General features: G+C 65.1%; 23 protein-coding genes. 8 read left to right on the forward strand and 15 right to left on the reverse strand.

Annotated elements, in window-relative coordinates:
• Positions 1-153 precede the first annotated feature (153 nt).
• Together KFB96_RS08475 and KFB96_RS08480 are read left to right on the forward strand one after the other, a co-directional pair.
• Positions 154-1,695, forward strand: a complete 1,542-nt coding sequence (locus tag KFB96_RS08475) for a L,D-transpeptidase (RefSeq protein ID WP_213501881.1) — start codon at positions 154-156, stop codon at positions 1,693-1,695.
• A complete protein-coding gene (locus KFB96_RS08480; protein ID WP_213462355.1) occupies positions 1,692-2,825 on the forward strand; it encodes an aminotransferase class V-fold PLP-dependent enzyme in 1,134 nt (377 codons plus the stop codon). Before KFB96_RS08475 ends, KFB96_RS08480 begins: the two co-directional genes overlap by 4 nt.
• Here the strand turns inward: KFB96_RS08480 and KFB96_RS08485 are convergent.
• The 8 genes from KFB96_RS08485 to KFB96_RS08520 form a co-directional block, all read right to left on the reverse strand.
• Complete coding sequence (locus KFB96_RS08485; protein WP_213462353.1) at positions 2,822-3,007, reverse strand: hypothetical protein; 186 nt, start codon at positions 3,005-3,007, stop codon at positions 2,822-2,824. The genes KFB96_RS08480 and KFB96_RS08485 overlap by 4 nt on opposite strands.
• Positions 3,008-3,101: 94 nt before the next feature.
• Positions 3,102-3,848, reverse strand: a complete 747-nt coding sequence (ubiG, locus tag KFB96_RS08490; RefSeq protein ID WP_213462351.1) for a bifunctional 2-polyprenyl-6-hydroxyphenol methylase/3-demethylubiquinol 3-O-methyltransferase UbiG — start codon at positions 3,846-3,848, stop codon at positions 3,102-3,104.
• A 288-nt stretch (positions 3,849-4,136) separates the two neighbouring features.
• Positions 4,137-5,240: a cell division protein ZapE gene (gene zapE, locus KFB96_RS08495; RefSeq protein ID WP_213462349.1), complete on the reverse strand. Its 1,104-nt coding sequence runs from the start codon at positions 5,238-5,240 to the stop codon at positions 4,137-4,139.
• 3 nt (positions 5,241-5,243) lie between these two features.
• The gene (locus KFB96_RS08500; RefSeq protein WP_213462347.1) at positions 5,244-6,431 is read right to left on the reverse strand and encodes an aminotransferase class I/II-fold pyridoxal phosphate-dependent enzyme; all 1,188 of its coding nucleotides are present in this window, start codon (positions 6,429-6,431) and stop codon (positions 5,244-5,246) included.
• A gap of 10 nt (positions 6,432-6,441) precedes the next feature.
• On the reverse strand, positions 6,442-7,221 hold the full coding sequence (locus tag KFB96_RS08505; protein ID WP_213462345.1) for an HAD family hydrolase: 780 nt from the start codon (positions 7,219-7,221) through the stop codon (positions 6,442-6,444).
• Positions 7,222-7,296: 75 nt separating this feature from the next.
• The gene (locus KFB96_RS08510) at positions 7,297-7,761 is read right to left on the reverse strand and encodes a cytochrome c (RefSeq protein WP_213462343.1); all 465 of its coding nucleotides are present in this window, start codon (positions 7,759-7,761) and stop codon (positions 7,297-7,299) included.
• Positions 7,762-7,971: 210 nt separating this feature from the next.
• On the reverse strand, positions 7,972-9,357 hold the full coding sequence (locus tag KFB96_RS08515; RefSeq protein WP_213501883.1) for an erythromycin esterase family protein: 1,386 nt from the start codon (positions 9,355-9,357) through the stop codon (positions 7,972-7,974).
• Between the two features lie 147 nt (positions 9,358-9,504).
• Positions 9,505-10,083, reverse strand: a complete 579-nt coding sequence (locus KFB96_RS08520; protein ID WP_213462339.1) for a hypothetical protein — start codon at positions 10,081-10,083, stop codon at positions 9,505-9,507.
• A 200-nt stretch (positions 10,084-10,283) separates the two neighbouring features.
• Between KFB96_RS08520 and KFB96_RS08525 the strand changes: the two genes are divergently transcribed.
• Positions 10,284-12,608, forward strand: a complete 2,325-nt coding sequence (locus KFB96_RS08525) for a 2OG-Fe(II) oxygenase (RefSeq protein ID WP_213462337.1) — start codon at positions 10,284-10,286, stop codon at positions 12,606-12,608.
• Between the two features lie 76 nt (positions 12,609-12,684).
• Here the strand turns inward: KFB96_RS08525 and KFB96_RS08530 are convergent, their stop codons facing one another.
• Positions 12,685-14,418, reverse strand: coding sequence for a hypothetical protein (locus tag KFB96_RS08530; protein ID WP_213462336.1), 1,734 nt, complete (start codon positions 14,416-14,418; stop codon positions 12,685-12,687).
• A gap of 287 nt (positions 14,419-14,705) precedes the next feature.
• Between KFB96_RS08530 and KFB96_RS08535 the strand changes: the two genes are divergently transcribed.
• Entirely contained in the window at positions 14,706-15,215 is a 510-nt protein-coding gene (locus tag KFB96_RS08535; RefSeq protein ID WP_300971797.1) for a transposase, read from the forward strand.
• 244 nt (positions 15,216-15,459) lie between these two features.
• Here KFB96_RS08535 and KFB96_RS08540 read toward each other — a convergent pair whose 3' ends face one another.
• The 3 genes from KFB96_RS08540 to KFB96_RS08550 all read right to left on the reverse strand — a co-directional run bounded on the left by KFB96_RS08540 (position 15,460) and on the right by KFB96_RS08550 (position 17,193).
• Positions 15,460-15,777, reverse strand: a complete 318-nt coding sequence (locus tag KFB96_RS08540) for a hypothetical protein (protein ID WP_213462334.1) — start codon at positions 15,775-15,777, stop codon at positions 15,460-15,462.
• On the reverse strand, positions 15,774-16,052 hold the full coding sequence (locus KFB96_RS08545) for a BrnT family toxin (RefSeq protein ID WP_213462333.1): 279 nt from the start codon (positions 16,050-16,052) through the stop codon (positions 15,774-15,776). Before KFB96_RS08545 ends, KFB96_RS08540 begins: the two co-directional genes overlap by 4 nt.
• Before the next feature lie 670 nt (positions 16,053-16,722).
• Positions 16,723-17,193 carry a hypothetical protein gene (locus tag KFB96_RS08550; RefSeq protein ID WP_213462332.1) on the reverse strand — a complete coding sequence of 157 codons (471 nt, stop codon included), beginning with the start codon at positions 17,191-17,193 and terminating at the stop codon, positions 16,723-16,725.
• Positions 17,194-17,426: 233 nt separating this feature from the next.
• Here KFB96_RS08550 and glsA point away from each other — a divergent pair, with 233 nt between their 5' ends.
• The gene (glsA, locus tag KFB96_RS08555; protein ID WP_213462331.1) at positions 17,427-19,271 is read left to right on the forward strand and encodes a glutaminase A; all 1,845 of its coding nucleotides are present in this window, start codon (positions 17,427-17,429) and stop codon (positions 19,269-19,271) included.
• Positions 19,272-19,369: 98 nt separating this feature from the next.
• Here the strand turns inward: glsA and KFB96_RS08560 are convergent, their stop codons facing one another.
• On the reverse strand, positions 19,370-20,104 hold the full coding sequence (locus tag KFB96_RS08560) for a ComF family protein (RefSeq protein WP_213462330.1): 735 nt from the start codon (positions 20,102-20,104) through the stop codon (positions 19,370-19,372).
• A gap of 71 nt (positions 20,105-20,175) precedes the next feature.
• Between KFB96_RS08560 and bioB the strand changes: the two genes are divergently transcribed.
• Both bioB and KFB96_RS08570 read left to right on the forward strand, forming a co-directional pair.
• Positions 20,176-21,222: a biotin synthase BioB gene (bioB, locus tag KFB96_RS08565; protein ID WP_213462328.1), complete on the forward strand. Its 1,047-nt coding sequence runs from the start codon at positions 20,176-20,178 to the stop codon at positions 21,220-21,222.
• A gap of 53 nt (positions 21,223-21,275) precedes the next feature.
• A complete protein-coding gene (locus tag KFB96_RS08570; RefSeq protein WP_213462326.1) occupies positions 21,276-21,890 on the forward strand; it encodes a hypothetical protein in 615 nt (204 codons plus the stop codon).
• 537 nt (positions 21,891-22,427) lie between these two features.
• Here KFB96_RS08570 and epmA read toward each other — a convergent pair.
• Together epmA and efp are read right to left on the reverse strand one after the other, a co-directional pair.
• Positions 22,428-23,432: an EF-P lysine aminoacylase EpmA gene (gene epmA, locus KFB96_RS08575; RefSeq protein WP_213462324.1), complete on the reverse strand. Its 1,005-nt coding sequence runs from the start codon at positions 23,430-23,432 to the stop codon at positions 22,428-22,430.
• A gap of 75 nt (positions 23,433-23,507) precedes the next feature.
• Positions 23,508-24,080 carry an elongation factor P gene (gene efp / locus KFB96_RS08580; protein WP_213462322.1) on the reverse strand — a complete coding sequence of 191 codons (573 nt, stop codon included), beginning with the start codon at positions 24,078-24,080 and terminating at the stop codon, positions 23,508-23,510.
• Positions 24,081-24,114: 34 nt separating this feature from the next.
• Here efp and epmB point away from each other — a divergent pair, with 34 nt between their 5' ends.
• Entirely contained in the window at positions 24,115-25,188 is a 1,074-nt protein-coding gene (gene epmB / locus KFB96_RS08585; protein ID WP_213462321.1) for an EF-P beta-lysylation protein EpmB, read from the forward strand.
• Position 25,189 lies beyond the last annotated feature (1 nt).

Below are 25,189 nucleotides of genomic sequence, written 5' to 3' on the forward strand. Positions count from 1 at the left end.
TCCTCGCCTGCGGGCTAGGTCGGTGCGAAGACGAGGAAGTCAAGAAACGACCGATCGGCGTGCCCTTCGACCGTCATCGCGCTATCCTTGACCCGAATTGACCCATCGCAATGTCCCGGGCTTGGCCGGGACCCCGGCAAAGAACACGACGCTATGAGCCAGATGCAACGACGGGGCTTGCCCCACAGCTTATCCACTTCCATCAAGGCCCTGGGTGCCTGCGCGATGCTTCTGACCCTGACGGGTTGTACGGAGCTGGCGCGCTTCATCGGCAAGGCCGACCCGCAGCCCGAGGAAACGGTCGTCGCCGAGGAAACCACGACCCCGCCGGTCGAAGACCGGGTCGAAGGGCCCGTCGAGAAGCCGAAACCCTCCAAGCTTTACGAGTGGAACGGCGACGGACGCAAGGTCTCGCGCATCGTCATCGATACGGACAAACAGCGGGCCAGCTTCTTCGTCGGCGAAGACGAGATCGGCTGGAGCACCGTCGCCAGCGGTCTGCCCAAGCACCCGACACCGACCGGCCAATTCGCCGTCATGGAGAAGGTCGAGAACAAGCGCTCGAACCTTTACGGCAAGGTCGTGAAAAACGGCAAGGTCGTCCGTGCGAACGCCAAAGCGGGCCGCGATCCGATCCCGGCAGGCGCGCGCTTCGAAGGCGCGCACATGCCCTATTTCATGCGCCTGACCTACGACGGGATCGGCCTGCATGCCGGACCCATACCGCGTCCCGGTCAACCCGCTTCGCACGGCTGCATCCGTCTGCCGAGCACGCTCGCCCCGGTTCTGTTCAAGCACGTCTCGCATGGTACGGAGGTCACCATCGTCGGGTCCGGACCGAGCTATGGCAATTATATGGAGAAGCAGCGTGTTGCCGCCGCGCGCGCCAAGCGCGAGGCCGAGCAGCGGCGTATCGCCCAGGCCAAAGCAGCAGAGGCGGCACCGACCCTAGCAGAGGCCACGCCGAGCGCTGCGAGCGCCGCGCCCGCAACGTCGCGACCGCGAGCCGATTCACGCCCGGCGCAACAAGCGGCGGCGACGCCAGCCGCCGCCGCACCGTCGCAGGCATCCGATGCGGGTGCTCCGGCCGCCGATCCAGCCGCCGCGCCGCCGGCATCTGCACCTGCATCCGCATCCGCATCCGCGCCCGAGACATCGACCGCGTCTGCCGCAGCTCGCGACCCGAGCCCGACATCCGATGCGACGGCGGCCGAGACCCCGCCGGCAACATCGGTCACGACTGCGCCGGCCACGGCGGCCGAATCGCCCGCGAACGCGTCGCGAGCCGTCGCGGAGCCGGCCGCCGCGCCCGCACCTGAGCAGGCACGAACGGAACCCGGCCCGGCTGCTCCGCCCGAGCCGAAGCCGACAACCACGGCGGAGACGACACCGGCAGCCGACGTCGCAAGCCCGCCGGCACCGTCGTCGCCACCGGCCGCAGCACCGACACAGCAGGCACAGACGCCGGCAGCCCCCGCGGCACCGCCGGTGTCGGCTCCCGCGGCTGCGCCGACCCCGACCCCGACCCCGGCTCCCGCACCGGCACCCGCGGCCGAGGCACCGCAGAGTCCGCCCCCCGGCGGCAGCGCGGCGTCGCCGGCTCCTGCACCCGCTGCACCGCCTGCCGCACCCGCTGCGCCGCCGCCCCAAGCGCAGCAGGCGCCGGCTACCGCGGCACCGGGGAGCGACGGTTGAGTCTCGCTCCGGAAGAATTCGATCTCGACCCGACCCTCTGCCACCTGAATCACGCGGCCGTCGGACCTTGGCCGCGGCGAGCGTCGGAGGCCGTCGCGCGGTTCGCCGAGGAGAACAGGCGGCTCGGGTCGCTGCAGTATCCGCAGTGGCTGGCGACCGAGCATCGCCTGCGCGAGCGCCTGGCGAGTCTCATCGGAGCCGAGTCGCCGGCTGACATCGCCTTGGCGAAGAACACCTCCGAGGCACTCTCGATCATCGCCTACGGTTTGACGTGGCAACCCGGCGACGAGATCGTCGGGGTCGCGCAGGAGTTCCCGTCCAACCGGATCGTCTGGGAATCGCTCGCACCGCAAGGAGTGGTCTGGAACGCGCTCGACCTGGATGAATCTACCGATCCCGAGGCCGACCTCTTCGCGCTCTGCACACCGCGTACCCGAATGATCGCCGTCAGTTGGGTGCAATATGCGCGAGGCTTACGGCTGGACCTGGAGCGAATCGGCACCTTTTGCCGCGCCAACGACATCCTCTTCTGTGTCGACGCCATCCAGGGCCTCGGTGCCCTGCCCTTCGACCTCTCGCGCACCCGGGCGGACTTCGTCGTCGCCGACGGACACAAATGGATGCTGGGTCCGGAGGGCGTCGCCCTGCTCTATGTTCGCCCCGCGCTGCGGCACACGCTGACCCTGCACCAGTTCGGATGGCACATGCTCGAGCACTCGGGAGATTTCGACCGGCAGGACTGGCAGCCCGCCGAGGACGCGCGGCGCTTCGAGTGCGGCAGTCCGAACCTCCTCGGCATCCACGCGCTCGAGGCCAGTCTCTCGCTCATCGAGGAGGTCGGCATCGAGCAGGTCTGGCGTGAGCTGCAGAGTCGCACTGCCCATCTCGTCGACGGGATCGATCGACATGGCCTGGAGCTGGTGTCGCCGCGGGAGCCCGAACGACGCTCGGGCATTGTCACCTTTCGCGTCCCCGGGACACCGTCGGCGGAGCTGTATGCCGGGCTGATGCAACGCAGGGTTCTCTGCGCCCGACGCGGCGGTGGAATTCGCTTCTCACCTCACTTCTACACCCCTGTCGAGGTCATCGACCGCGGCCTCGACGCGGTGCTCGCGATCGCGGCGGGTTAGGCCGCGGCTGCCTTCGGCTTGGTTTCCGCCGGCGGCAGGAACACCGTGCCCTTGCCGAAGCGGTTGACCGCCACATCGCGGACCCACTCCGGGGCATCGGCGTAAAATCTGATGTAGGTGAAACCGCAGTCCCCGCGAGACACGGAGGCAACCCAACCTTCGAATTCGTCTTCTCTGCTCATCTCCTGCCCTCCAAACCCAATCGCCCCGCAAGGGACTTACCTCGGCAACCCCATTGGACAAGATCGCCACTTCTTCCGTTTCACCGCGTCGCCGTCAGCGACGTTGCATGAACAACATATAGTTCACACCCATCCAGCGCGTATAGCTGAAGACGCGATTGAAGGGATTCACCCGAACCCCCGTGCGGTCCTTGACATCGAAGTCCTTGCCCAGCAACGCCTCCACCTCCCGAGGCGGGACCAGCTTGCGGTAGTGATGCGTACCTTTGGGGAGCCAGCGCAGCACATACTCGGCACCGACGATGGCCACGATGAAGGCCGCGATCGTTCGATTGATCGAGGCTATGAACATCACCCCACCCGGCCGAACCAAACGGCCGCAGTCGGCGAGAAAATCGGGGAGATGCTCGACATGTTCGATCACCTCCATGTTCAACACCGCATCGAACTGCTCGCCGCCGCGCACCAGATCCTCGGCCGTGCCCAAGCGATAATCGATCTCCAGACCGCTCCACTCGGCGTGGAGCTGCGCCACGCGCACGTTCTTCTCGGTGATCTCCACGCCCGTCACCGAGGCACCGAGCCGGGCCATGGACTCGCTGAGGATGCCCCCGCCGCATCCGATATCCAGCAGCTTCAGCCCTTCGAACGGACGCTCGGCCTGCGGATCCCGTCCGAACGACGCGGCGAGATGCCGGCGAATGTAATCGACGCGAAAGGCGTTGAGACGGTGCAAGGGCCAGAACGGACCCTCCGCATCCCACCAACGGTGTGCGAGTCGTTCGAAATAGGCGACCTCGTCCGGATCGATCGTGGGTGCGCTCAGATGCACGACGCTCATGTTCCCGCTCCTTGTGATATTTGCTTCGGGGGTGAGATCGTGGTGACGGCGCGGGATTCCAACGGGAAGGGAGCGGCGGAGGCTTCGGAATGCCCGTTCTAAACCGCGTCCTGAGCGAGATGCTTATTTTCGCGTGAGTTCGGCGTTTGGTGCATCCACGGCCCTTCGCGGGGACGCGGTTTAAAATCATGTCTTTTTTTATCTCTTAAACCGCGCCGGCTCCGGCGGTCGTCAACTCTGCCGGGGCCGATCCCATCCAAAAACATCGCATACCGCGTGGGGCGCGGTTTAAACGCGGGTGAGTGACTCGGAGGGCGCGGCGAGATAGGTCTCGGACTGCATCTCGATGAGCCGGCTCAGCAGCCGTTCGTGGGCGAAATCGATCAGACCGCCTGCGTAGAGTCGCTCGATGGGGGCGGCTGTGGAGAGGATGAGCTTGACGCGTTGGTCGTAAAACTCGTCCACCAGATGCAGGAACCGCCGCGCCGCGGCCTCGTGTCTCGGCCCCAGGATCGGAACCCCGGAGAGCAGCACGGTATGAAACTCACGGGCGATCTCGATGTAGTCCGCCGCGGACCGGGCGCCGCCGCAGAGTGCGTCGAAATCGAACCAGATGACATCCGCACTCTGACGACGCACCGGAAAGGTCCGGCCGTTGACCGAGAAGGCGTCGGATCCACCTTGATGCCCGCCGGTCAGACAATCGAAATAGTCCGCCAGACGGCGCTCGATCTCCTCCGGTCCGGCCTCTTCGACGACGAACAAGACGCCGCTGCGCGTCAAGGCACGCAAGCGATAGTCGTTGCCGCCGTCGAGCTCGAAGACGCGGGTGTGACGTTTCAGCAGCTCGATGGCGGGAAGGAAGTTTCCGCGCTGCAGGCCATTGCGATAGAGATCGTCGGGGCGGGTGTTGGCGGTGGTGATCAGCGTGAGACCGCGGGCGAAGAGCGCGTTCAGGAGTCCGTGCAGCAGCATGGCGTCCGTAATGTCGGTCACCAGAAACTCGTCCAGACAAAGGACGCGGACCTCCTCGCATAATCCCTGGGCAATGACCTCGAGCGGATCGGGCTGCTTGGGCAGACGCGACATCCGATCATGCACGTCGCGCATGAAGTGATGAAAATGGATGCGACGCTTGCCCGGCAGATCGAGATCCTCGACGAACCAATCCATCAGGTAGGTCTTGCCGCGACCGACCCCGCCCCAGAGGTAGAGGCCGGGGACCGGCGTCGCCGGGCCGCCGCGCCGACCGGCCAGACGCCCGATCAGACCCCGCCCGAGAAAGCCCCGATCGGCTTGACGCGGCGGCGTGCGCAGAAGCCTTTCATGCAGCGCGAGGAGCAGCTCCCCGGCCTCGCGTTGGGTGGCGTCCAGCGGTTGGAAAGCGGACATGCGTCAGACCCCCGCCAGCCAGTCGCGGATGCGCCGAACCCCTTCATCGAGATCAGCGATCTCGCGCGTGTAGGCGAAGCGAACATGGCGCTGCGCATCGTGACGGCCGAAATCGTGACCGGGCGTCAGGGCGACGCCGGCCTCTTCCAGCATCCGGCCGGTGAAGGTCATGGAATCGATCTCCAAGCCGTCGGGCAAGCGGGCGTACAGGTAGAAGGCACCGCTCGGCTGCACCGGGATCCCGAACCCGAGATCGCGCAGCGCCGGCAGCAGACGGTCGCGGCGCATCTGAAACGCCAGACGGCGCGACTCCAGGATCTCGATGGTCGTCGGATCGAAGGCCGCCAGAGCGGCGTACTGTGCGGGTGTGTTGGCGGCGATGAAGAGGTTCTGCGCCATCCGCTCCATGACCTCGACCGCGTCCCGGGGACCGGCGAGCCAGCCGAGGCGCCAACCCGTCATGCCGAAGTATTTCGAGAAGCTGTTGATCACGTAGAGATCTTCCGAGCCCAACGAGAGCGCGGTGCGATCCGGGACAGCGTAGGTCAGACCCTGGTAGATCTCGTCGACGACCAGCGCCGCGCCGCGCTCTCGACAAACGGCATGCAGCTCGCTCAGCACCTCCGGCGCAATCGATGAGCCGGTCGGATTCGACGGCGAGGCGACGACGACCGCGCGCACGCTCGGCGTCCAAGCGGACTCGGCCAGCGCCGCCGTCATCTGATAATCGGTCTGCGGACCGACGGGGACGGCGATCGGCTCGGCCCCCATGAGCTGCAAGACCTGTCGGTAGCACGGATAGGACGGGTCGCAGATGAGCACCCGGTCACCCGGGTCGAGTAGGGCCAGAAAGACGAGCTGAAGCGCACCCGATGCCCCGGGCGTGATCAGGATCCGCTCGGGGCCGACCGGGGTGTCGTATCGCTCGGCGTAGTGGTCGGCGATCGCCCGGCGGAGCGCCGGAAGCCCTCCGGCCGAGGTGTAGCGGGTACGGCCGTCGGCCAAGGCGCGTTGACCCGCCTCCAGGATCGGGCCGGGTGTCGGGAAATCCGGCTCGCCGACCTCCATGTGGACGATGGAGCGGCCGAGCGCCTCGAGCGCACCGGCACGGGCGAGCAGGCGCATGACATGAAAGGGTTCGACCCGACGGGCCTGCCCGGACAAGCGGCTGACGGCAGTGGTCGGTGTCATGCGGCTGGACTCAGGCCCCACCGAACGCGGCGCGATGCAGCCGATCGAGCGTCTCGAGGTCCACCATCCGGCGCTCGCCCAAGTCACCGATCAAGGCGTGTGCCGGCCGATCCGGCTCCCCGAGGTGATCCACCACCAGAGGTGCGTCGCTCAGATCCTGCCCCGCGGTGTAGTCGTTCACCGTCACCAAAAGGGCACGCAAACCGGCGCCCAACGCGGAGCGAACCCCGTTGTCCGAGTCCTCCACCGCCACACAATCGACCGCGTCGAGCCCGAGCTCGGAGAGCGCCAGCAGAAAGATGTCGGGCGCAGGCTTCTTCGCGGGCACGACATCGCCGGCAGCAATGACCTCGAACCAATCACGCAACCCGGGCTCCCCGGCGTTGTCGAGCAGCACGCTGACGTTCTCGGGTGTGGTCGTGGTCGCGATCGCCAGACGCACGCCGGCATCGCGCGCCTCGCGCAACAGACGCAGCACGCCCGGTCGCAGCGGGATGGCGCCGCCTTCGAGCAGCGCGACATAGTGGCGGGTCTTGGCACGATGCAGACCGGCAATCATGTCCGCCGCGTCGCGCGACGGATCGAGACTGATCCCCTCCTCTGCGATGTAGGTCGCAATCCGCTCCTTGCCGCCGGTGACCCGCAGCAGCTCGCCGTAGCGCTCCGCGTCCCAGACCCAATCCAGACCGGCCTCGGCAAAGGCGGCATTGAAGGCCGGGCGATGTCCGTCTCGCTCGGTATCGGCGAGCGTTCCGTCGACATCGAAGATCAGTGCCTTGAATCCAAGCATCGTTAGCCCTCCACGGGCATCATGAAAAAGGCCGCCAACGCGGCGGCCTTGTCGCGAATCCACGTGGATCGCGGATCAATCCTTCATACGGTATTCATCGTGGCACGCCTTGCAGGTTTCCCCGAGTTTGCCGAAGGCGTTGGAGACTTCGACCTGTTCTCCGGAGGCGGCAACCTTGGAAAGATTGTCGGCCGCCGCGATGAAGTTCTTGGCGATGGTGCCGACGTTTTCCATATTGTCGAAGAACTCCGGCTTGACCCGAGTCTTGACGTTGCCGATATCCTTATCGGTTCCCGGGCCGAAGAGGGCGCCCATCCCGGAATTCGCGATAGCGGCGATCGCGTTCGCGGCCGCGGCGACCTGCGCCGCGTCGTAGTCGCCTTCCAGGTTCGACTTGATCTTGCCCATGTTCCAGCTCATGAAGCTGTAACCGGCCTGACGGTACTGGATCTGCTCCTCGGGCTTGAGGTCGGCGAGTGCCGCGCTGGCGACGCCCAAGGCGGCAATTCCGAGGACGGTGCTGGCTAGGATTCGGTTCATTCAGCTGTCTCCATTATGGTTTAATTTCCGCGCCGGGCGTAAGGTTGGGGAGACCGGCGGCAAATTCCAGTGGCCCGACCGCGGACCGACGCCGAGGTCCGAGCATGAAAGGCGACTGGATGATAACCCATGCTCGCCGGCTTGCCACCCTGCGTTCGACGGCAGGGACGACGTGTCGGTTGCAGGGGCGAAATCTGTCGTCGGACCCTCTCATTTCTCCTGGCCAGGATCTCCGATCGGTCGCACCGCACCGCTGTTTTCCAAGTAGATCAGGGCGTCATAGCGTTCCGCCATCCGGGTCGGCACATAGTTGCGCGTCCGTTCGTGCTCGGGCCGGAACACCACGCCGATGGCACGATGCGGGATCGGCGCCGCGAGCAGCTCCGAGTCCGCAAGCGCGTCGAGCAGAAGAAGCGCGGAGGCCCGACCGGTCTCGTGCATCAGGGCCTCGAAGCTCCCCGCGGCCGCAGGCGGCACCGCCATGATCTCGCCGGGCAGACCCCAGGCACGCCCCGCCATGACCGCACCGCGATACGTGGAAAAGCCCAAGGCGAAGACGGCGTCCGCTCCGAAACCCTCGCGGGCAAGCTGACCGATATTGCGCTGCCCCTGTTGGGCCATCACGGTCGCGCGCGCGTCTCCGATGTGGGTGTTGTGGGCCCAGACGATCCCCTTGGAGTCCGAGCCGAAATAGGCATGGAGGCGCCCGAGCGTGTCGAAGAAGTGATCCACGCGCAGGTTCCAGGACTCAGGGCCGGCCAGAGCCATGGACCGGAAGTGCCGCTCGGCGCCCCGGACCGCGCGCGCACTCTGCTCGAGGTGGAAATAGAGTCCGGGATCGACCGACTCCAAGGCACCGCGACGCGCCTCGATCATCTCGACAGCCTCCTCGACCGCGGACTCGCAACTGGCACCGCCTTCACCGACCGCGCGGGCATAGTCCGTCAGGTCATCCCCGAATCGATCCAGGCAGGCGTAGCGTTCGGCAACGGCGCTCCCCAGGTCCGGCTCCATGACGGCCAACAGGGCCAGAACCTTACGGCGTGCATCCGCCTCACCGTAGACGTCGATGCCGTAGAGTCCGACGCGTTCAGCCCGAGGGCGACCGGCGTTGAAGTCACGCAGCCACTCGACGAACTCCAGCATCTCCGCGTTGGCCCACATCCAGGTCGGCCAACGCGAGAAGGTCTGCATCACCGCCGCCGCACTCTCGCCGGAACCGCCCAACCCCTTGACGTAGCGGTTCAGGCGATAGATCGGCACCCAGTCCCCTTCAACGGCCACGAATCGGAAGTCGCCCTCTTGGATCAGCCGGCGGGTCAAGGCAGCACGCCAGCTGTAGAACTCCGCGGTCCCGTGCGACGCCTCGCCGAGCATCACCAAACGTCTGTCCTTGGCACGCTCGACGACCGGATCCAGGTCGGAGGATGTCTCCAAGGGCGATGCCGCTTCGCGCAGGAGCGCGACCGCATCGCCCCATCCGTCGACCGGCTCGGACCCCGAATCGGAGATCGGCTCGGCCACGCACGCGAGCGCCCAAAGCGGCAGGAGGGCGCAGAGCACGAGGCACCACGCATGCCGCGCGCGGGTTTGCAAGATGGCTCGGTCAGCAAGCGCAAGCCTCATCGGATCATCCCCCCTCGTGTCGCGTCGCTTCGTCGGGATCCGGCCGGCCTTGCCCGCAAGCCCGACGATGCCATCCTCTGGAGAGGCGTCCGTTAGGCTGCTCCGCGTCAAATGGATTCATTGCGATTCGGCAATCCGCCAACTCCCGAGCATCGGATGACCTTGAACCACGCAGCCGAGCTGCGTCAACCAGTTCGCCACCATGTGGTTGGAGTTGTTGTCGATGCGGTAGGGCGCCGGGTGAGGCACGAAGACAAAACCGAAGGCAGGGTTCTCGAGCCAGCCTTGTTGTAGGCCGGACGCGAACAGCGCCTCCTGACGCGCCTGAAGCCGGTCGATGCGCGCGGCGTCGGCATGGATGACGAACACTCGATCGGTCACGACGGGCACGGCAGCGCGGATCGCCTCCGGATCATGCGCGGTGTGCAGAGACTGTCGCCCGAGCGCCGCCGGGGTCCGAAGCAAGAGCACCGGAAAGGCGCGAAGCGGGCGCTGGTCGCCCTCGGCGTACCAACCCCAGTCTCCGTAAGCCCAGCGCACCAAGCCTTGGTCCGCCGTGCCGAGGACCAGACTGGTGTGGCGGCCGTGATCCAGGATGTACACCGGTCGCGAGTGATCGGTTTTCGGCGGCGGGAACACCGTCGCGACACAACCGTACAAGAAGAGTGTGCACAGGAGCACGCCGGAACGCATCATTGATATCGATCCTCCAAACCGATCTGACGCAGCTCGATCGACCGGAACGGCGCTGAAATCGTGCCCGTCCGGATTCTACACGCTGGTGATCGCGCGCGGGATGCAACCCGATTCGATCGGTGGCAAGATCCCCATCCCCATCCCCATCCGCGTTCGACCGTCTCGGACCGCGATTCGATACTCTTCAAAAACAGGGTTCCATGAGCGCACAACTCACCCAATCTCTGGCGACACTTCTCGGCGAGGTCGAACGACCCGGTAACTTCCACGCGACCGGTACCCTCGACATGCATCCGCCGCGCATCCAAGTCGAGGGCGTCGGCACCCTGTCGCTTCCGCTCCTGACCACACAGGCGGAAGCCATTGTCGCCCATGCGGAGCAGGCCCCTTACGGGCGCGGCACCGAGACCCTGGTGGACACCGGCGTGCGCCGGACCTGGCAGATCGACGGCGCGCGCGTGACCATCTCGGGCAAGGCGTGGGCGCAGGATCTGGAGACCATGGTCGCCCGCGCAAAGACCGGGCTCGGCGTGAGCGGAACGGTCTCGGCCGAGCTCTACAAGCTCCTGGTCTACGACACCGGCAGCTTCTTCATCAGTCACCGCGACAGCGAGAAGGCGCCCGGCATGTTCGCCACTCTGGTGGTCGTCCTGCCTTCGGAGCACCGCGGCGGGGAGCTGCTGGTGCGTCATCGGGGTCGCGAGGTGCGCCTGGATCTGCGTCGGGACGAGCCCTCCGAGGTCGCCTTCGCGGCCTTCTATGCGGACTGTCTCCACGAGGTCCTGCCCGTCGTCTCGGGGTATCGACTGGCGCTCATCTACAACCTCATCCGCACCGGGGAGAATCAACCGCTCGGACCGCCGGACTATGATCGCGAGCATCTATGGGCGGTGAAGCTGCTGCAGGCCTGGGGGACGCCCGCGGCCGGCGAATCGGGCGAGTCGGCCGAGCCGACCCTCACGAAACTCATCTATCCGCTGGAGCACGCCTACACCCCCGCCGAGATCGGGTTCGACCGGCTCAAAGGCGCCGATGCCGCCGCCGCGGGTCTCCTGGTCGGCGCGGCGCGGGAGGCCGATTGCGACCTCTATCTCGCACTGGTCTCGATCGAGGAATCCGGCTGGGCGGAGCACACCGGCGGCGGTTACTGGGGACATCACGACGAGGAGGATTTCGAGGTCGGCGAGGTCAACGAGAGCCAGCAGATCGTCGACACTTGGCGTCATCCGGACGGCAGCCATCCGGACCTGGGTCCGCTGCCCTTCGAGCTGGAGGAACTCTCCCCGCCCGGCGCCTTCGACGACCTGGAGCCCGAGGAGCTCGAGTTTCAGGAAGCCACCGGCAACGCTGGGGCCAGCTTCGACCGACTCTACCAACGCGCCGCCCTCGTCGTCTGGCCACGCACCCATCGCGCCGCCGTCCTCAGCCAAGGCGGATTGGAGGTCAGCGTCCCCTTCCTCGGCGAGCTGGTCCGGCAGTGGCAAGCGGCCGGTGCCGATCCGCAGGCGCCGCTCCGGGAGGAGGCGCACTCGCTCGCTGAACGGATTCGTATCGATTGGCCCGACGCGGACTGGGCCCGACGCAAGGCCAGTGCGGACGGCGCCGCTGCGGCCTACTTGCAGCACCTCACGACCTTGGGCGACCTCGCCGAGATCGACGCCTTTGCGGTTGGACCGATCGCGGCCGGCGCCTTCGGGCAAACCGACAATCCCGCACTCGTCGAGGCGCTGGCCGCCCTTACGCCCGAGCGTGCGCAGCGGCTGATCCACGACATCATCGCCGGGAACGCGAAGGCCCATCCGGTCGCCTGCGCCGATCTGCTCGCGCGCGCCGCGAACCGGATCATCGAGACCGGGACCGGGTCGGCCAAAACCTTGCGCCGGGCCGCCGACGCACTCGTGCACGCCCTCCCCGGCCGACGCGCCACGCAATCCCCTGTCGATGCCTACCGGTATCTCGACGCATCGACGGGGACCGAGCCAACCGATGCCATGGTGGCGAATCTCCTGAGCGGTCTCGAGCACATCGCCCCCGATCTGGCGCGACGGGCCTTCGAGCATCTCTTGAAGCATCCCGAGCGCTACGATATCGACCGGGTCCTCTTGCCCGCAGCCCTCACCCTGCACACCGACGAGACCACCCGCGCGCGCCCCTCCGCACAAGCCTTGCGTGGGCTGGCGCTCGCACACCTGCGCCGACGCATCGCCGAACCCTTGGAACCCCCGTCCGACTGGCAACGGGCCAGCCAAGTGACCTGCACCTGCGCCAACTGCCAAGAGCTCAGCCGCTTCCTCGCCGATCCGACCCGACCGGAATGGGCCTTCCGAGCCGCTCAACGTCATCGCGATCATGTCGCGGCCTCGGTGCGAACCGATGACTGCGATCTGGACCTGGTCACCGAGCGACGCGGCAATCCGCACACCCTGCGCTGCACGAAGAACCAAGCCAGCTATCTGCGCCGGGTCGTGCAGAGAGAGGGTGACTTGGCCCACTTGGCGCAACTCGGCGGAGTCCCCGAGCCCTGACGACGCGTTCGGCTAGTTGGCTCCCCGCGACGGGGCATCGTCCGCCATCAAATCGATACGCCCGTCGCGTTCAACCTCAACCGGGCGCCTGATGCAGGGTGATCTGGGTGAAGGGGATCTCCCAGCCGTTGTCGTTGCAGGCATCGACCAGGATCCGCTGGATGGCGTGGCGGATCAGCGGCGTTTGGCGTGCGGCCTCGCCCGCCACATCGACATGGATTTCGTAGTCGAGCGATGAGGCTGCGGCCGACTGAAAATAGACCGCAACCGCCTTGATGTGCTCGCGCGGAATCAGATCGGGCAGACCCTGCTCGAGCTTCTCGCGCATCCGTTCGGGTACCTCGGTCGTGGCGATCGCCTGATGCCGATAATCGATCCCGAAGGTCGAGACGATGCGGAAACCCTCGGACAACCGGCGCGGGTTTAGACCCACGAAGACATCGGTCGGATAGACGATGTCCTCGCCGCCGAGCTCGCTGAGATGCACGGCGCTCGGGCTCTGTCGCGACACCTGCCCCATGCGCCCGTCCGCCAGCTCGACCCAGTCACCGGTTCGGGTCGGAAACCACTCCTCGTCTGCTCCGGCGGGCCGGGAATAGTGTCCGACCAACGCATTCACCGGGATCTCTTGGAGACCCCCGTCGAGCCGCGGATTGACCAACCGCGCCCTGAAGCCGAGCACCTCGACCTTGAAGGGAAGTGCGTTGAACAGGATACGCTCGCCCTCTCTGACCGCGCCGATGTTCAGGACCAACCGCACGGTTTCGACCTGGCTCGGAAGCGTCTTGATGCTGGCCCAGGCCACCCCGATCAGGAAGATGATGATGATGCCGAGCATGAACCAGTCGCCCGCCATGTTGAACACCAGCATCATCGCGATCAAGCCGCCCAGGACGCTGAAGACATGCAAAATCAATGCAGCCAGACGACTGCTGAACTTCGTTCGCGCCGTTCCCGCGGTCACTTTCGATGCTTGGAGCCGACCCACCAACGACGACAGATATCTGACCCCGAAGAACACCGCACAGAAGGCACCGACGGCCAGGAGAAGATTGAGTCCGCGGGTCTGGAAGAAGCGCTTGGCGTAACCGGTTGTTTCGTCGAAAACGGACTGGCGCTGCGCGAGCCGATTCTCGAGCTGGATATCGAGCGCCGTGTAGCGGTTGGCGGTGTCGTCGGCGATGCGTTGCCAGTGGGTGAGCCGCTCTTCCAGCCGTGTCCGCAGGTCAACGGATGGCCCCTCGCCGAGGAGACGCTCCAAGCGCGCGACCGCTTTCTCGGCAAGCCCCTTACGCTCTTCCACCTGATTGAGCTCGGCTCGCAGATCGCCGATGACGCGGGACTCGGCGGTCGCACTTTCCAACTCGGCAAGGATCGGCTTGAGCAGCTTGCTGAGCTCTTCCTGCCAATCAAAGGGTTGATCGACCTCGTCGATAAAGGGCCGAAGATCGATCTCCAAGGCGAAGCGCTCAAACTGCAGGCGCTGCTCCTTGAGCTGTTCTCGGAGCTCGCGAAGATCGTCGCCGAGCGCCTGTCTGGTCACATCGTCCTCGGCCGCAATCAGCCGGCGTTGCGTCTCCGCCACCTGTTGTTCTTGGCTCGACAATGCCTTGTGCAGTGCTTCGAGCGATTGGAGCGAGGTGGTGTCCTGAGTCTCCAACAGCGTCGCGAAGGGGGATGACTCGGGTCGAGAGACGTCCGAGAGAGCATCGGGTGTCGGGTCTTGGGCAGGCGACGGCAACGGCAGGACAAGAAGAAGTAGGATGGCCGCAGCCGCAAAGATTCGGAGTGTCGTTGTGTATCGGTGCATGGTACCTCGCTGGTTGAGCCTAAGTGGCAATGCGCGACGCCGCTCGGTCGTCGGCGAGCACGTCGTCGAGCCAGTCGAGCATCCGTTGATGAAAGAGCGATCGTCCCAGCATCGCGCAATCATCGTCGGCACACTCGGCCGCGAGAAAGCGCGCGCGAGTCTTCGGGATTCGATTTGACGAAGCTCTCCTTTTCGTCTTTCGTCAAGAGCTTCTTCCACAAAGAAATCTAGGTTACCGTTCGCTGCATCCGTTTCGCGATGCGGTGCGCTCCTCGCGCAGCAAGGTGGTGACCTGTTTGGGGCTGGAGTGGATCTGCATGGCGTTGTTGGTACCCGTACCCTGGAGCGAGCGTTCTTGGGCGCTGCCCTTTCTCACCCGCTTGGCGCCGTCGAAACGGGCCGACGAGGCGGCCGGGCAGCGCCATCGCACGGTCGTGGAGCTGACCATCGGGATGGTCTGGCTGGTCTCGCGCTGGCTGGAGCAACGACGCTGGATCCTGCTCGGCGACGGCAGCTACTCCTGCATCCAACTGGGGTGGGAAGTGCTGGCTGCGCAAGCAACCCTGGTCACGCGCCTGCGCCTGGATGCACGCCTGTTCGCCTTTCCCGAGCCGGTGCCCGCCGGGCGGCGCGGTCCCAAGCCGAAGAAAGGCGGCGTGCCGGCCAAGCTCGCCACGCGCGAGGAAGAGACGCGCAGCCGGGGCGAGGAGGTCGCGATTCAATGGTACGGGCAGCCCAAGACGCTGCGCCTGCTCGGCGAGGTGTGTCCGTGGCACGCCCCGGCGGCGACCGCCTAGATTCGCCAAAGTCGAGTTGAACTCATTTTACCTGCTGCACCTAAACCGCGCCCGGTGCGGTATGCGTCATGTGTTGGAGTGGATCGGCCGCGCCAGCTCCGACGACTGTCGGAGCTGGCGCGGTTTAGAGTATTCAAAAATATTAAATTTTAAACCGCGTCTCCAAAAAGGTCGGAAAAATCCTTGAGCCCGACACAACATGAAAATAACGCATGTCGCTCTGGACGCGGTTTAACGTTGCAAATCAGCCGCCTGAGGTACGAGCGTCGCCTGAATTTGCCCTGTTAGCTGTGGTATCGTAGAGGCTGCCGGACGCGTATCTGTGAAGGATACTGGCAACAAAAATCTGGTAAGGAATACCAGCCTCAAGAGCCCTTCTCTGAAGCACAGACAAGTCACGCTCCGACATCCTTATCTTGATCTCCTTCTCACGCTCGACTGTCGTGGCGGCCGCTTGTTCCAGAAATTTCTTCCGTGCAGGGGACATCTCTGAGCCAAATTCTCCGGCGTCATACGCGTCCAATAGTTCCTGCTCTTCTTCGTTGAGATGGTCACTGGTCATTTCTTATCTCCGAGATAGTGTTTAGTCGCTTTTCGGCTTGGTATCACGGTTTTAAGGAAGATTTCTTGATCGTTCTCTACGTAAGGGACCAAATATGCATAACCTTCGACTGCGACAACCAAAACCCGTTGGTGTGAATATTTCACTGTGTTCGGATGTGCCATGTCATCCAACAATCCACCCGAACGCAAGCAAAACACAATATCCTCGAACGAAATGCCTCGGTTCTCGATGATTTCGCGATTCTTCTCTGGGTTCCAGCTAATAGGCTTCATGCTTGGAGTCGTGGCGCTTACTTTAGCGGGAAAAAGGGGGCCGGATGACCGCGGGTGATTGCTCACCGGCCATCCTGCCGCACTTCGTTGCCTTCGCTTGGCAGTACCTGACGCTGTGCTCTCTTCGCTCCCACCAGCCAGACGCCGCGCCGGTGAGCCTGGACCTTTTCTTACGCGACGCCCGCGCCGCGTCCCTCGCCAGGAGCCGATGAGCCCTCCCAGGTTCCCGGGCAACCCTTGCGTACATGCCCTGCTCTTCACCCCCGGCGGATCACCCGCATCAAGCGATACGATGCAACTGATGTTGCCTTCCGCGATCCGTAAGACGTCGGCTCCGCATCTGAATCTTTCGAGGCTCAATCACCCGGCCTGCAAGCCCCCTGTGTACGCTCCGAAGCTGGGATCGGGCCTTGCTCGTAACTCCGGCCATCGTGGCACGTGGCGCAGAGCGCCACGGGGCATGCGTGACACCGCAGAGCGGATGTCACGAGCGCCTGTTGTTTTGGGTGGCCGGTCTTACGAGCGAGGCCCCGCCCAGGCTCGCCATGAGAACGGCGCGCCGTCGAACTGGAACCGTTAGCGTGGCCGGATCAAGCATCAATAGCCTCCACAACCCGCAGGCGCCTTCCCTTCCGTCCTGCTCTCAACCGATTCAGTCAAAGCGGTTCTCTCACGGCTCGATCCCCAGCGCCGCCCGTAAGCTCGCAGCATCACCGATGAATTGCACGCTCGTGATACTGCCCCCTTCGGACGCGATCAGGGTCGCCTTTCCGGCCTCGCGCGGCAGCATGGCGGTCTCCTCGGCTTCGCGTCCCAGCAGCATGGGATAGGGCCGCTTGCGCATCTTGGGCAGGGCGATCATCGAGGTGACCATGCCGGGCATGGCGCTGATGTCGGAGATGTATTGGATGCCGGCCGCGGAGAGCGAATCGGCGGTTTGGTCCGCCAGCGCGGTCTCGACGAGGGCGGAGACCTCGCGCTCTGCGCTGAAGATCAGCAGAGAGGTGTTCGCGTCGACGGTCCGGGTTGTGTCGTGTTGGTCCTGCAGGGTCAGGACGGGCATGGGTGCGCCGGTCTCGAACGAGGCAGCGGACACGAAGGCGGGAAACAGGATCGGGATCAGGAACACGCGTAACGGCATCTGGCAAGACCTCGTTAAATCAAGTGTACGAAGACGGGTGTTGATCGGGTCGACGCGGATCCGCGACGCCGGTGCCTCTCGGGTGCGAGCGACAGGTCGGGATCGGCGACTTGCAGTCTGCATCCTACGTGGGCATAAAATCCAGCAGGTCGACGCTGTCTCGACGACCCGCGATTCTGCGCTCGGTCTGCGCTTGTCTGCATTCCCTTTCCGAACACCTCTCAGGAGTCTCCATGGATCAGCGGGCCTTCCAGTTCTCTCCGGTTCAGCGTTATCTCGACCGTATCCATGAAGAGTTGCTCGACCTGAGCGAGGGCGCCGTCGCCGATTACATCCCGGAGCTGACCCGCGCCGATCCATCCTGGCTCGGGATCGCGATGGTCACGGTCGACGGGCATGTCTACCAGGTCGGCGACTCGCGTCGGAGCTTTACCATTCAATCGATCTCCAAGGCGGTGACCTACGGTCTGGCGCTGGAAGATCGCGGGCTCAACCAGGTTCTGAGCAAGGTCGGCGTCGAGCCCTCGGGCGAGGCGTTCAACTCGATCAGCTTGGAGCCCGGCACCGGGCGTCCCATGAACCCGATGATCAATGCGGGCGCCATCGCGACCACGGGCCTGATCGCGAGCACACCCGATGCCCCGCCGATGCAGCGGATTCTCGACGCCTTCGGGCGTTACACCGGCCGGCCGATGGAGATCGACGAGACGGTGTACCGCTCCGAAAGCGACACCGGTCACCGCAACCGGGCGATCGCGCACCTCTTGCTCGGTTACGGGATCCTCGATCGTACGCCCGAGGAGGTGGTCGATCTGTATTTTCGGCAGTGCTCCATCCTGGTGACCGCCCGGGATCTGGCGATGATCGGCGCCTGTCTGGCCAACAACGGGGTGAATCCGGTGACCGGCGTCGTCGCGCTGCAGTCGCGGTATGTCGAGAAGGTGCTGAGCGTCATGAGCACCTGCGGCATGTACGACTTTTCGGGCGCTTGGATCTTCAACGTGGGCATGCCGGCGAAGAGCGGCGTGGGCGGCGGGATCACGGCGGTGCTGCCCGGACAGTTCGGTCTCGGGGTCTTCTCGCCGCGTCTGGACGCCAAGGGCAACAGTGTGCGCGGCATCGAGGCGTGCAAGCGGCTGTCCAAGGATTTCAGTCTGCACCTCTTCCATGTCGCACGCTCGACCTCCGCCACCGTCATGCGTCAGGTCTACGACTGCGCCAAGCGCACCTCGCGCCGCCGTCGCAACGCGGCGGAGCTTGCCGTACTCGCGGAGCAAGGGCATCGCATCCGCGTCTACGAGCTGCAGGGAGAGCTGTTGTTCGGCAGTGCCGAATCGGTCGGCGTGGAGATCCTCTCCGAGCTCGCCGGCATCGACTATCTGGTTATCGATCTCAAGCGCGTCATCGGGACCGACCGCGCGTCAATCCTGGTCCTGGGCGAGCTTGCGGGGCGGATCGCAACCGAGGGCAAGCATCTCTTCTTCACGGATTGCAAGAACCTCTATCGCTTTCGCAAACATCTGCTCGGCGAATCGGCCGGCACGCAGGAGCCCAGACAGGAGCCAGGCCCGCTGCATTTCGAGGATGCCGATCACGCGGTGGAGTGGTGCGAAAATCAACTGATCGCCGAGGCCGAGACCACCGGGACCGCCGCCTCGGTCCAGGATCTCGGCGCGCAGTATCTCTGCTCGGGCATGACGAGCGCCGAGCTCGAGGAGCTTCGCGCCTCGGGCGAAGAGCGCACGTTCGCGGCCGGCAATGGCATCTTCAGGGCCGGGGATGCGGCCGAGTCCATGTATTTTATCTTCAGCGGCGAGGTGGAGGTCTGGATCGACTCGGGTTCGGGCCACCACCTGAGACTCTCGACGCTGGGACCGGGCATGGTCTTCGGCGAGGTCGCCTTCATGAATCAGAAACGCCGAACCGCCAACGTATCCGCCGCAATCGAGACGCAGTGTCTGGAGCTGCGTTTCGAGTCCATCCGGGAGGCGCTGCGGATCAAGATGCTCATGAACATGGCGAGCCACTTCGCGAACAAGATCGAGCGCGACACCCAATTGATCCAACAGCTCGGTTGACGGCACTCGAGCGCATCGGCAAGGGCGCGTCAGGCAGATGTTGTGCGCCCGATCGTCGGCACAACCTCGGCGCTTCTTGATTTCCCGGTCCGGCGGTGTCAGGGCGTTCGCGCCACCGCCCACACCTGGATCCGTCGAACCCCGGCCCTGCGCAACACCCGGCTGAGCTCGGCGACGGTGCTGCCCGTCGTCACGACGTCGTCGAGGATGGCGACGTGGCTCCAAGGCAACAAGCCCGGGACCAGGAACGCGCCGCGAATATTGCGATGGCGTGCGCGCTCGTCGAGGCCGGCCTGCGGCGGGGTCGCAGCGCTGCGGATGCAGGAGGCGTGATCGATCGGCAGGGCCAGATCCCGGCCGACGACGCGGGCGATCTCCAGCGCCTGGTTATAGCCGCGGGTGCGCAACCGGGACGCATGCAGCGGGACCGGCAACAGCACCTGCGGTCGGGGCGGATCGACCTCTCGGACCCGATCGGCAAGACATTGCCCGAGCAACCGCACCAGATTGAGCCGTCCCCGAAACTTCGCGCCTCCGACCAGCGTCGGGATCGCCTCCTCGTAGCGAAAGGCCGCAAGGCTGGTCTCGTACGGCGGCGGGTGCCGCTGACAGGCGCCGCATCGCGTCCCCGCAGGCATCGGGCTGTCGAAGGGCACGGCGCATTGGAAGCAGCAGTCGCGGTTGTGCGGCAACTCGGCCGCGCAGCCTGGACAGAGATCGCGCCCTCCTCCGCTCACGAGGCCGGGCGCACCGCACAGGACGCAGGTCGGCGGGAACAACACCGACACGAGCCGGGAAATGACGCCGCTCGTCTCGACCGGATCACCGAACATTGGTTGACAACCGACCGAAGCCCACTAGCATAAGTGGTTTTTCCACACCCGGAAATCGGCCCATCACGCCCATGTCACCCAAGCCTTCCCCGCTGCATGTTTCCATCCTGCGCCACGATTGGTCGGTCGAGGAGATCCAAGACATCCTCGACCGCCCCTTCACCGATGTGATGTTTCGCGCCCAGACGGCGCATCGACTCTACTTCGATCCCAACCGCGTGCAGGTCAGCACACTCCTGAGCATCAAGACCGGCGCCTGCCCGGAGGATTGCGGCTATTGCGCCCAGAGCGCCCGCCACGAGACCGGGCTCGAGCGCGAGTCCTTGATGCCCATCGACGAGGTTCTCGACGCCGCGCGGATCGCCCGCGAGCAGGGTGCGACCCGCTTCTGCATGGGCGCGGCCTGGCGCAATCCGACGGACAAAAACCTCGAGCAGGTCATTGCCATGGTCGAGGGCGTTCACGCACTCGGACTGGAGACCTGCGTGACCCTGGGGATGCTCACCGGGGCGCAAGCGCGCCGTCTCAAGGATGCCGGGCTCGACTATTACAACCACAACCTCGACACCTCGCCGGAATTCTACGGCCAGGTCATCACGACACGCACCTTCCAGGACCGACTCGACACCCTCGAGCATATCCGCGACGTGGGCCTGAAGACCTGCAGCGGCGGGATCCTCGGCATGGGCGAGTCGCGGCGCGACCGTGCCTCCATGTTGCGTCAGCTCGCCAACCTGCCGGCCCATCCGGAGTCCGTCCCGATCAACCTGCTGGTCCGGGTCGAGGGTACACCGCTTCAGGCGAGCGAGGCACTGGATCCGTTCGAGCTCGTCCGCGTGGTCGCAGTCGCGCGCATCCTGATGCCGGCCTCCTATGTGCGCCTCTCCGCCGGACGCAGCGAGATGAGCGACGAGCTGCAGGCGCTCTGCTTTCTCGCGGGCGCCAACTCCATCTTCTACGGCGAGCGCTTGCTGACCACGCCGAATGCCGAGTCCGACCGGGATCGCGCCTTGTTCGCGCGCTTGGGTCTGGCCTTCGAAGAGATGGACCCCGAACGCACCGAGCCCGGCGCCTGCCACAAGGCCAAACAGGCATTGGATGCAATCGTCGAGCATTGAGCGGCCCCGCACGTCGGGCGCCGCGTCTCGATATCACGCAAACGGAGAAACAGATGCACGCAACGCTCACGGGTACCCTGGCCTTGGCGGCCGGCCTTGCCCTGACGCTCAACACCGCCTCCGCCGACGAGGTGACGGATCAACTCGACGCTGCCAAGCAGGCATACGAGGCCGGCGAGCTCAGAACAGCCGCGGAGACCCTGAACGGCGCCGTCGAGGCGATTCACGCACAGATCACGGCTGGGCTTCTGACGCTGTTTCCGCCGCCTCTGGACGGATGGGTCGCGGACGAGGCGCAGGCCCAGTCGGCGGGCGGTCTGGCGTCCATGTTGACCGGGACTCACCTCAGTCGGCGCTACGTCCGGGAAGACAACGCCGAGGTGACCCTCACCCTGATGGCCGACTCGCCGATGATGCCGATGCTGACCATGGCCATCTCGATGCCGTTCATGATGCAAGCCAACGAGGATCTGAAGACCTACTCGCTCAAGGGCGAGCGCGGCATGATGGAGCATTCCCCCGGCAGCCAGACCTACAAGGTCACCCTCATGGTCGGGAACCGACTCCTGGTGCAGGGCGAAGGCTCCGGTCTAACGGAAGCGGCGCCGCTGGAGCAGTATCTTCAGGCGCTGGACCTGGAGGCCATCCAGAGCGCCTTGACCGACTGAACCGCGTCAGGAGCGACATGCAGCGTTGCGGTGTGACGCTGAGCTCGCCTCGACAAATGATCTCGGCAGGACGCGGTTCAGGAGATGTAGGGTCGACGAGCCCTCGTAGGGTAATGGACGAGCGAGAACGAAGTCCACCGAACGCCTCGCCGACGCTGGCGGACTGCGCTGCGCTTGTCCCTACAGACTACAGGCGGGAGGTTGTGCCGAGCTTGGGAGGCTCGACCAAACGCCGGCGTCAGTATGTTAGTGACGATTCAGAAACAAGGTGAACGCCTTGATGAACACGTAGGATGGGTAGAGCGTCAGCGAAACCCATCCTCCAAACCGCCGCGTTGCCGGGTGTCGGTCTGATGCGCTTGGCGCGGGCTGGATGGGTTTCGCTTCGCTCTACCCATCCTACGTGTTTCGATTGTTTTTGAATCGTTCCTTAGGCATTCAATCTCTGAAACCGCGTCAGCGCCAAAGCCCGCAGACACCATCCAAGATCAACCCCGAACGATGATCGCGCAAAGAGCAGAGTGACGCGGTTTCACTTCACGCCCGCTCGATGGGGAAGGCCAGAACCTGATCGATGTGCGTAGCCCCGACGGCGATCATCAACAAACGGTCGAGCCCGAGCGCGACCCCGCTCGATGCCGGCATCCCTGCCTGAAGTGCCGCAAGCAGACGCGTGTCGTGGGGGATTTCGGTCAAGCCGAGACGGCGACGCTCGGTGCGATCGTGCGCAAAACGCGCGCCCTGCTCCACGGCATCGGTCAGCTCGTGAAAGCCGTTCGCCAGCTCGACGCCGTCGATGTAAAGCTCGAAGCGCTCGGCAACCGCCTGATCATCGGGCGGCGCGCCGCCGGGCCGAATCCGCGCCAAGGCGGCCTGGCTCGGCGGATAGTCGCAGAGAAAACTCATGCCTGAACGCCCGAGTCGCGGCTCGAGACACTGGGTGAGCAGGAGGTCGAGCCAGGCGTCGCGCTCGAGATCCAACCGATCGGCGTCGGGGATGCCGGCCGTGATCGCGGCCTCGCGCAAGGTCTGCACGGGTGCCGTGAAGGGATCCAGGTCCAACACCTCGCGAAACAGGTCACGATAGCGGATGCGCTGCATCGGCAGCATCGGGCGTTGCAGCACGGCGCGGACCAGCTCGGCGACCTCGTCGATCAGCTGTCCATCGTCCAGACCCGGTCGGTACCATTCCAGCAAGCTGAACTCGGGGTGGTGCCGTCGCCCGCGCTCCTCGCCACGAAAAACCTTGCAGATCTGATAGATGGGACCGCTCCCGGAGGCGAGCAGGCGCTTCATCGGAAACTCGGGCGAGGTCTGCAGAAAGAGCGTCCGATCGGCGCCGGACCCAACACCCGACCGGCCACCCGAAAGCGAGAGACTTGCGAGCGCCGGGTCCGTCGCACCGGCGTGCGAGAGGATCGGGGTCTCGACCTCCATCACGCCGGCAGCGGCAAAAAAGGCGCGAATCCGCGCCAGCATCTCGGCGCGGGCCTGTAGAACGGCGGTCGTTGCGCACGCCGACCAGTCTTCGCAAGCAGGCATCAGGACAGGCACATCGACGGCAGGGACGAACGGACAGCGCCGGTTGCGCCGGCATCGCTCGACCGCGCGGTGTCGTCAGGCCTCTTTGGCACGCGAGACATACTCGCCGGTGCGGGTGTCGACCTTCACGAGCTCGCCGGACTGAACGAACAAGGGCACACGGACCACCGCACCCGTCTCCAGGGTCGCCGGCTTGCCGCCGCCGCCCGAGGTGTCGCCCTTCAGCCCCGGGTCGGTCTCGGTGATCGCCAGGACGACGAAGTTGGGCGCGTCCACGCTCAGAGGGACCCCGTTCCAGAGCGTCACCCGGCAGATGTCTTCTTCCTTGATCCACTTTGCCGCGTCACCCAAGGCGTTGGCGTCGGCAGTCATCTGCTCGAAACTGGCCGGATCCATGAAGTGCCACTCTTCGCCGTCGTTGTAGAGATACTGCATGTCGGTATCATGGACATCGGCCGCCTCCACCGTGTCGCCCGACTTGAAGGTCTTCTCGACGGTTCGTCCGGTCCTGAGATTGCGCACCCGCACCCGACTGAAGGCCTGGCCCTTGCCGGGCTTGACGAACTCGTTCTCGACGATGTTGTAAGGATCGCCGTCCAACATGATCTTGAGTCCGCCCTTGAACTCGCTGGTACTGTAAAAGGCCATATCGTCCTCGTTGACTGTGGAGCTAAACCGCGCAATGGTACCGCGAAGCATCGCCGCTTGTCAGACCGCGACCCCGACGCCGTTCCGGAGACCCGAGCCGGAGCCGGCCTGGAAACACGACCTCGCCGAGGCTTACCGACACGCCGACGACCTCCTCGCCGCACTCGGTCTCAGTCCGGAGGCGATCCCGGATCTCGACCCCGCTGCACCTGGATTCCGGATGCTGGTCCCGCGCGCCTTTGCCGCCTTGATGACACCGGGCGACGCTGGCGACCCCTTGCTGAGACAGGTCCTGCCGCTCGGCGCGGAACGCTTGCCGGTCGCCGGATTCACCCGCGATCCGGTCGGAGATGCGTCCGCGGATCTCGGGTCCGGGCTGCTTCGCAAATATGCGGGCCGTGCCCTCCTGATCGTCACGGGCGGGTGCGCCGTGCACTGCCGCTATTGTTTTCGAAGACATTTTCCATACGCGGATCTTGGCAAAACGCCGGATCGCACGGCCGTCGCCCTGGCCTCGATCGCCGCGGATCCGGGGATTTGCGAGGTGATCCTCAGCGGCGGGGATCCCTTGATGATGGACGACGATCGCCTCGGTGCACTGCTTGAGCGCCTGCACGGGATTCCGCACCTGAAGCGCCTGCGGATCCATACACGCCTCCCCGTCGTCCTGCCGTCTCGGGTCACCGACGCACTCTGTCGATGCTTGTCGAGCTCCCGTCTCGCCACGATCCTCGTCGTCCATGCCAATCATCCGAACGAGCTCGGCGCGCAGGCCGAGGACGCCTTGCAACGCTTGCGCCGTGCCGATCTGACCTTGCTCAACCAAAGTGTCTTGCTGCGCGGGGTCAACGACGCGGCCCCGACACTCGGTGCCCTCAGCGAGCGGCTTTTCGAGTGCGGCGTCCTTCCCTACTACCTCCACCAGCTCGACCCGGTGGAGGGTGCTGCACATTTCGCGGTCTCCGACACACAGGCGCTGCGGCTCGGCGAGGCATTGCGCCATCGGCTACCCGGCTACCTGGTCCCGCGTCTGGTCCGCGAGGTTCCGGGCGTCGGATCCAAGACCCCCTTGACCGACGCCGCTCCCATCGGAGCGTCGTTCTTGTGAA

The sequence above is a fragment of the Thiocapsa sp. genome (assembly GCF_018399035.1).
In the GTDB taxonomy this organism is placed as follows: Bacteria; Pseudomonadota; Gammaproteobacteria; order Chromatiales; family Chromatiaceae; genus Thiocapsa.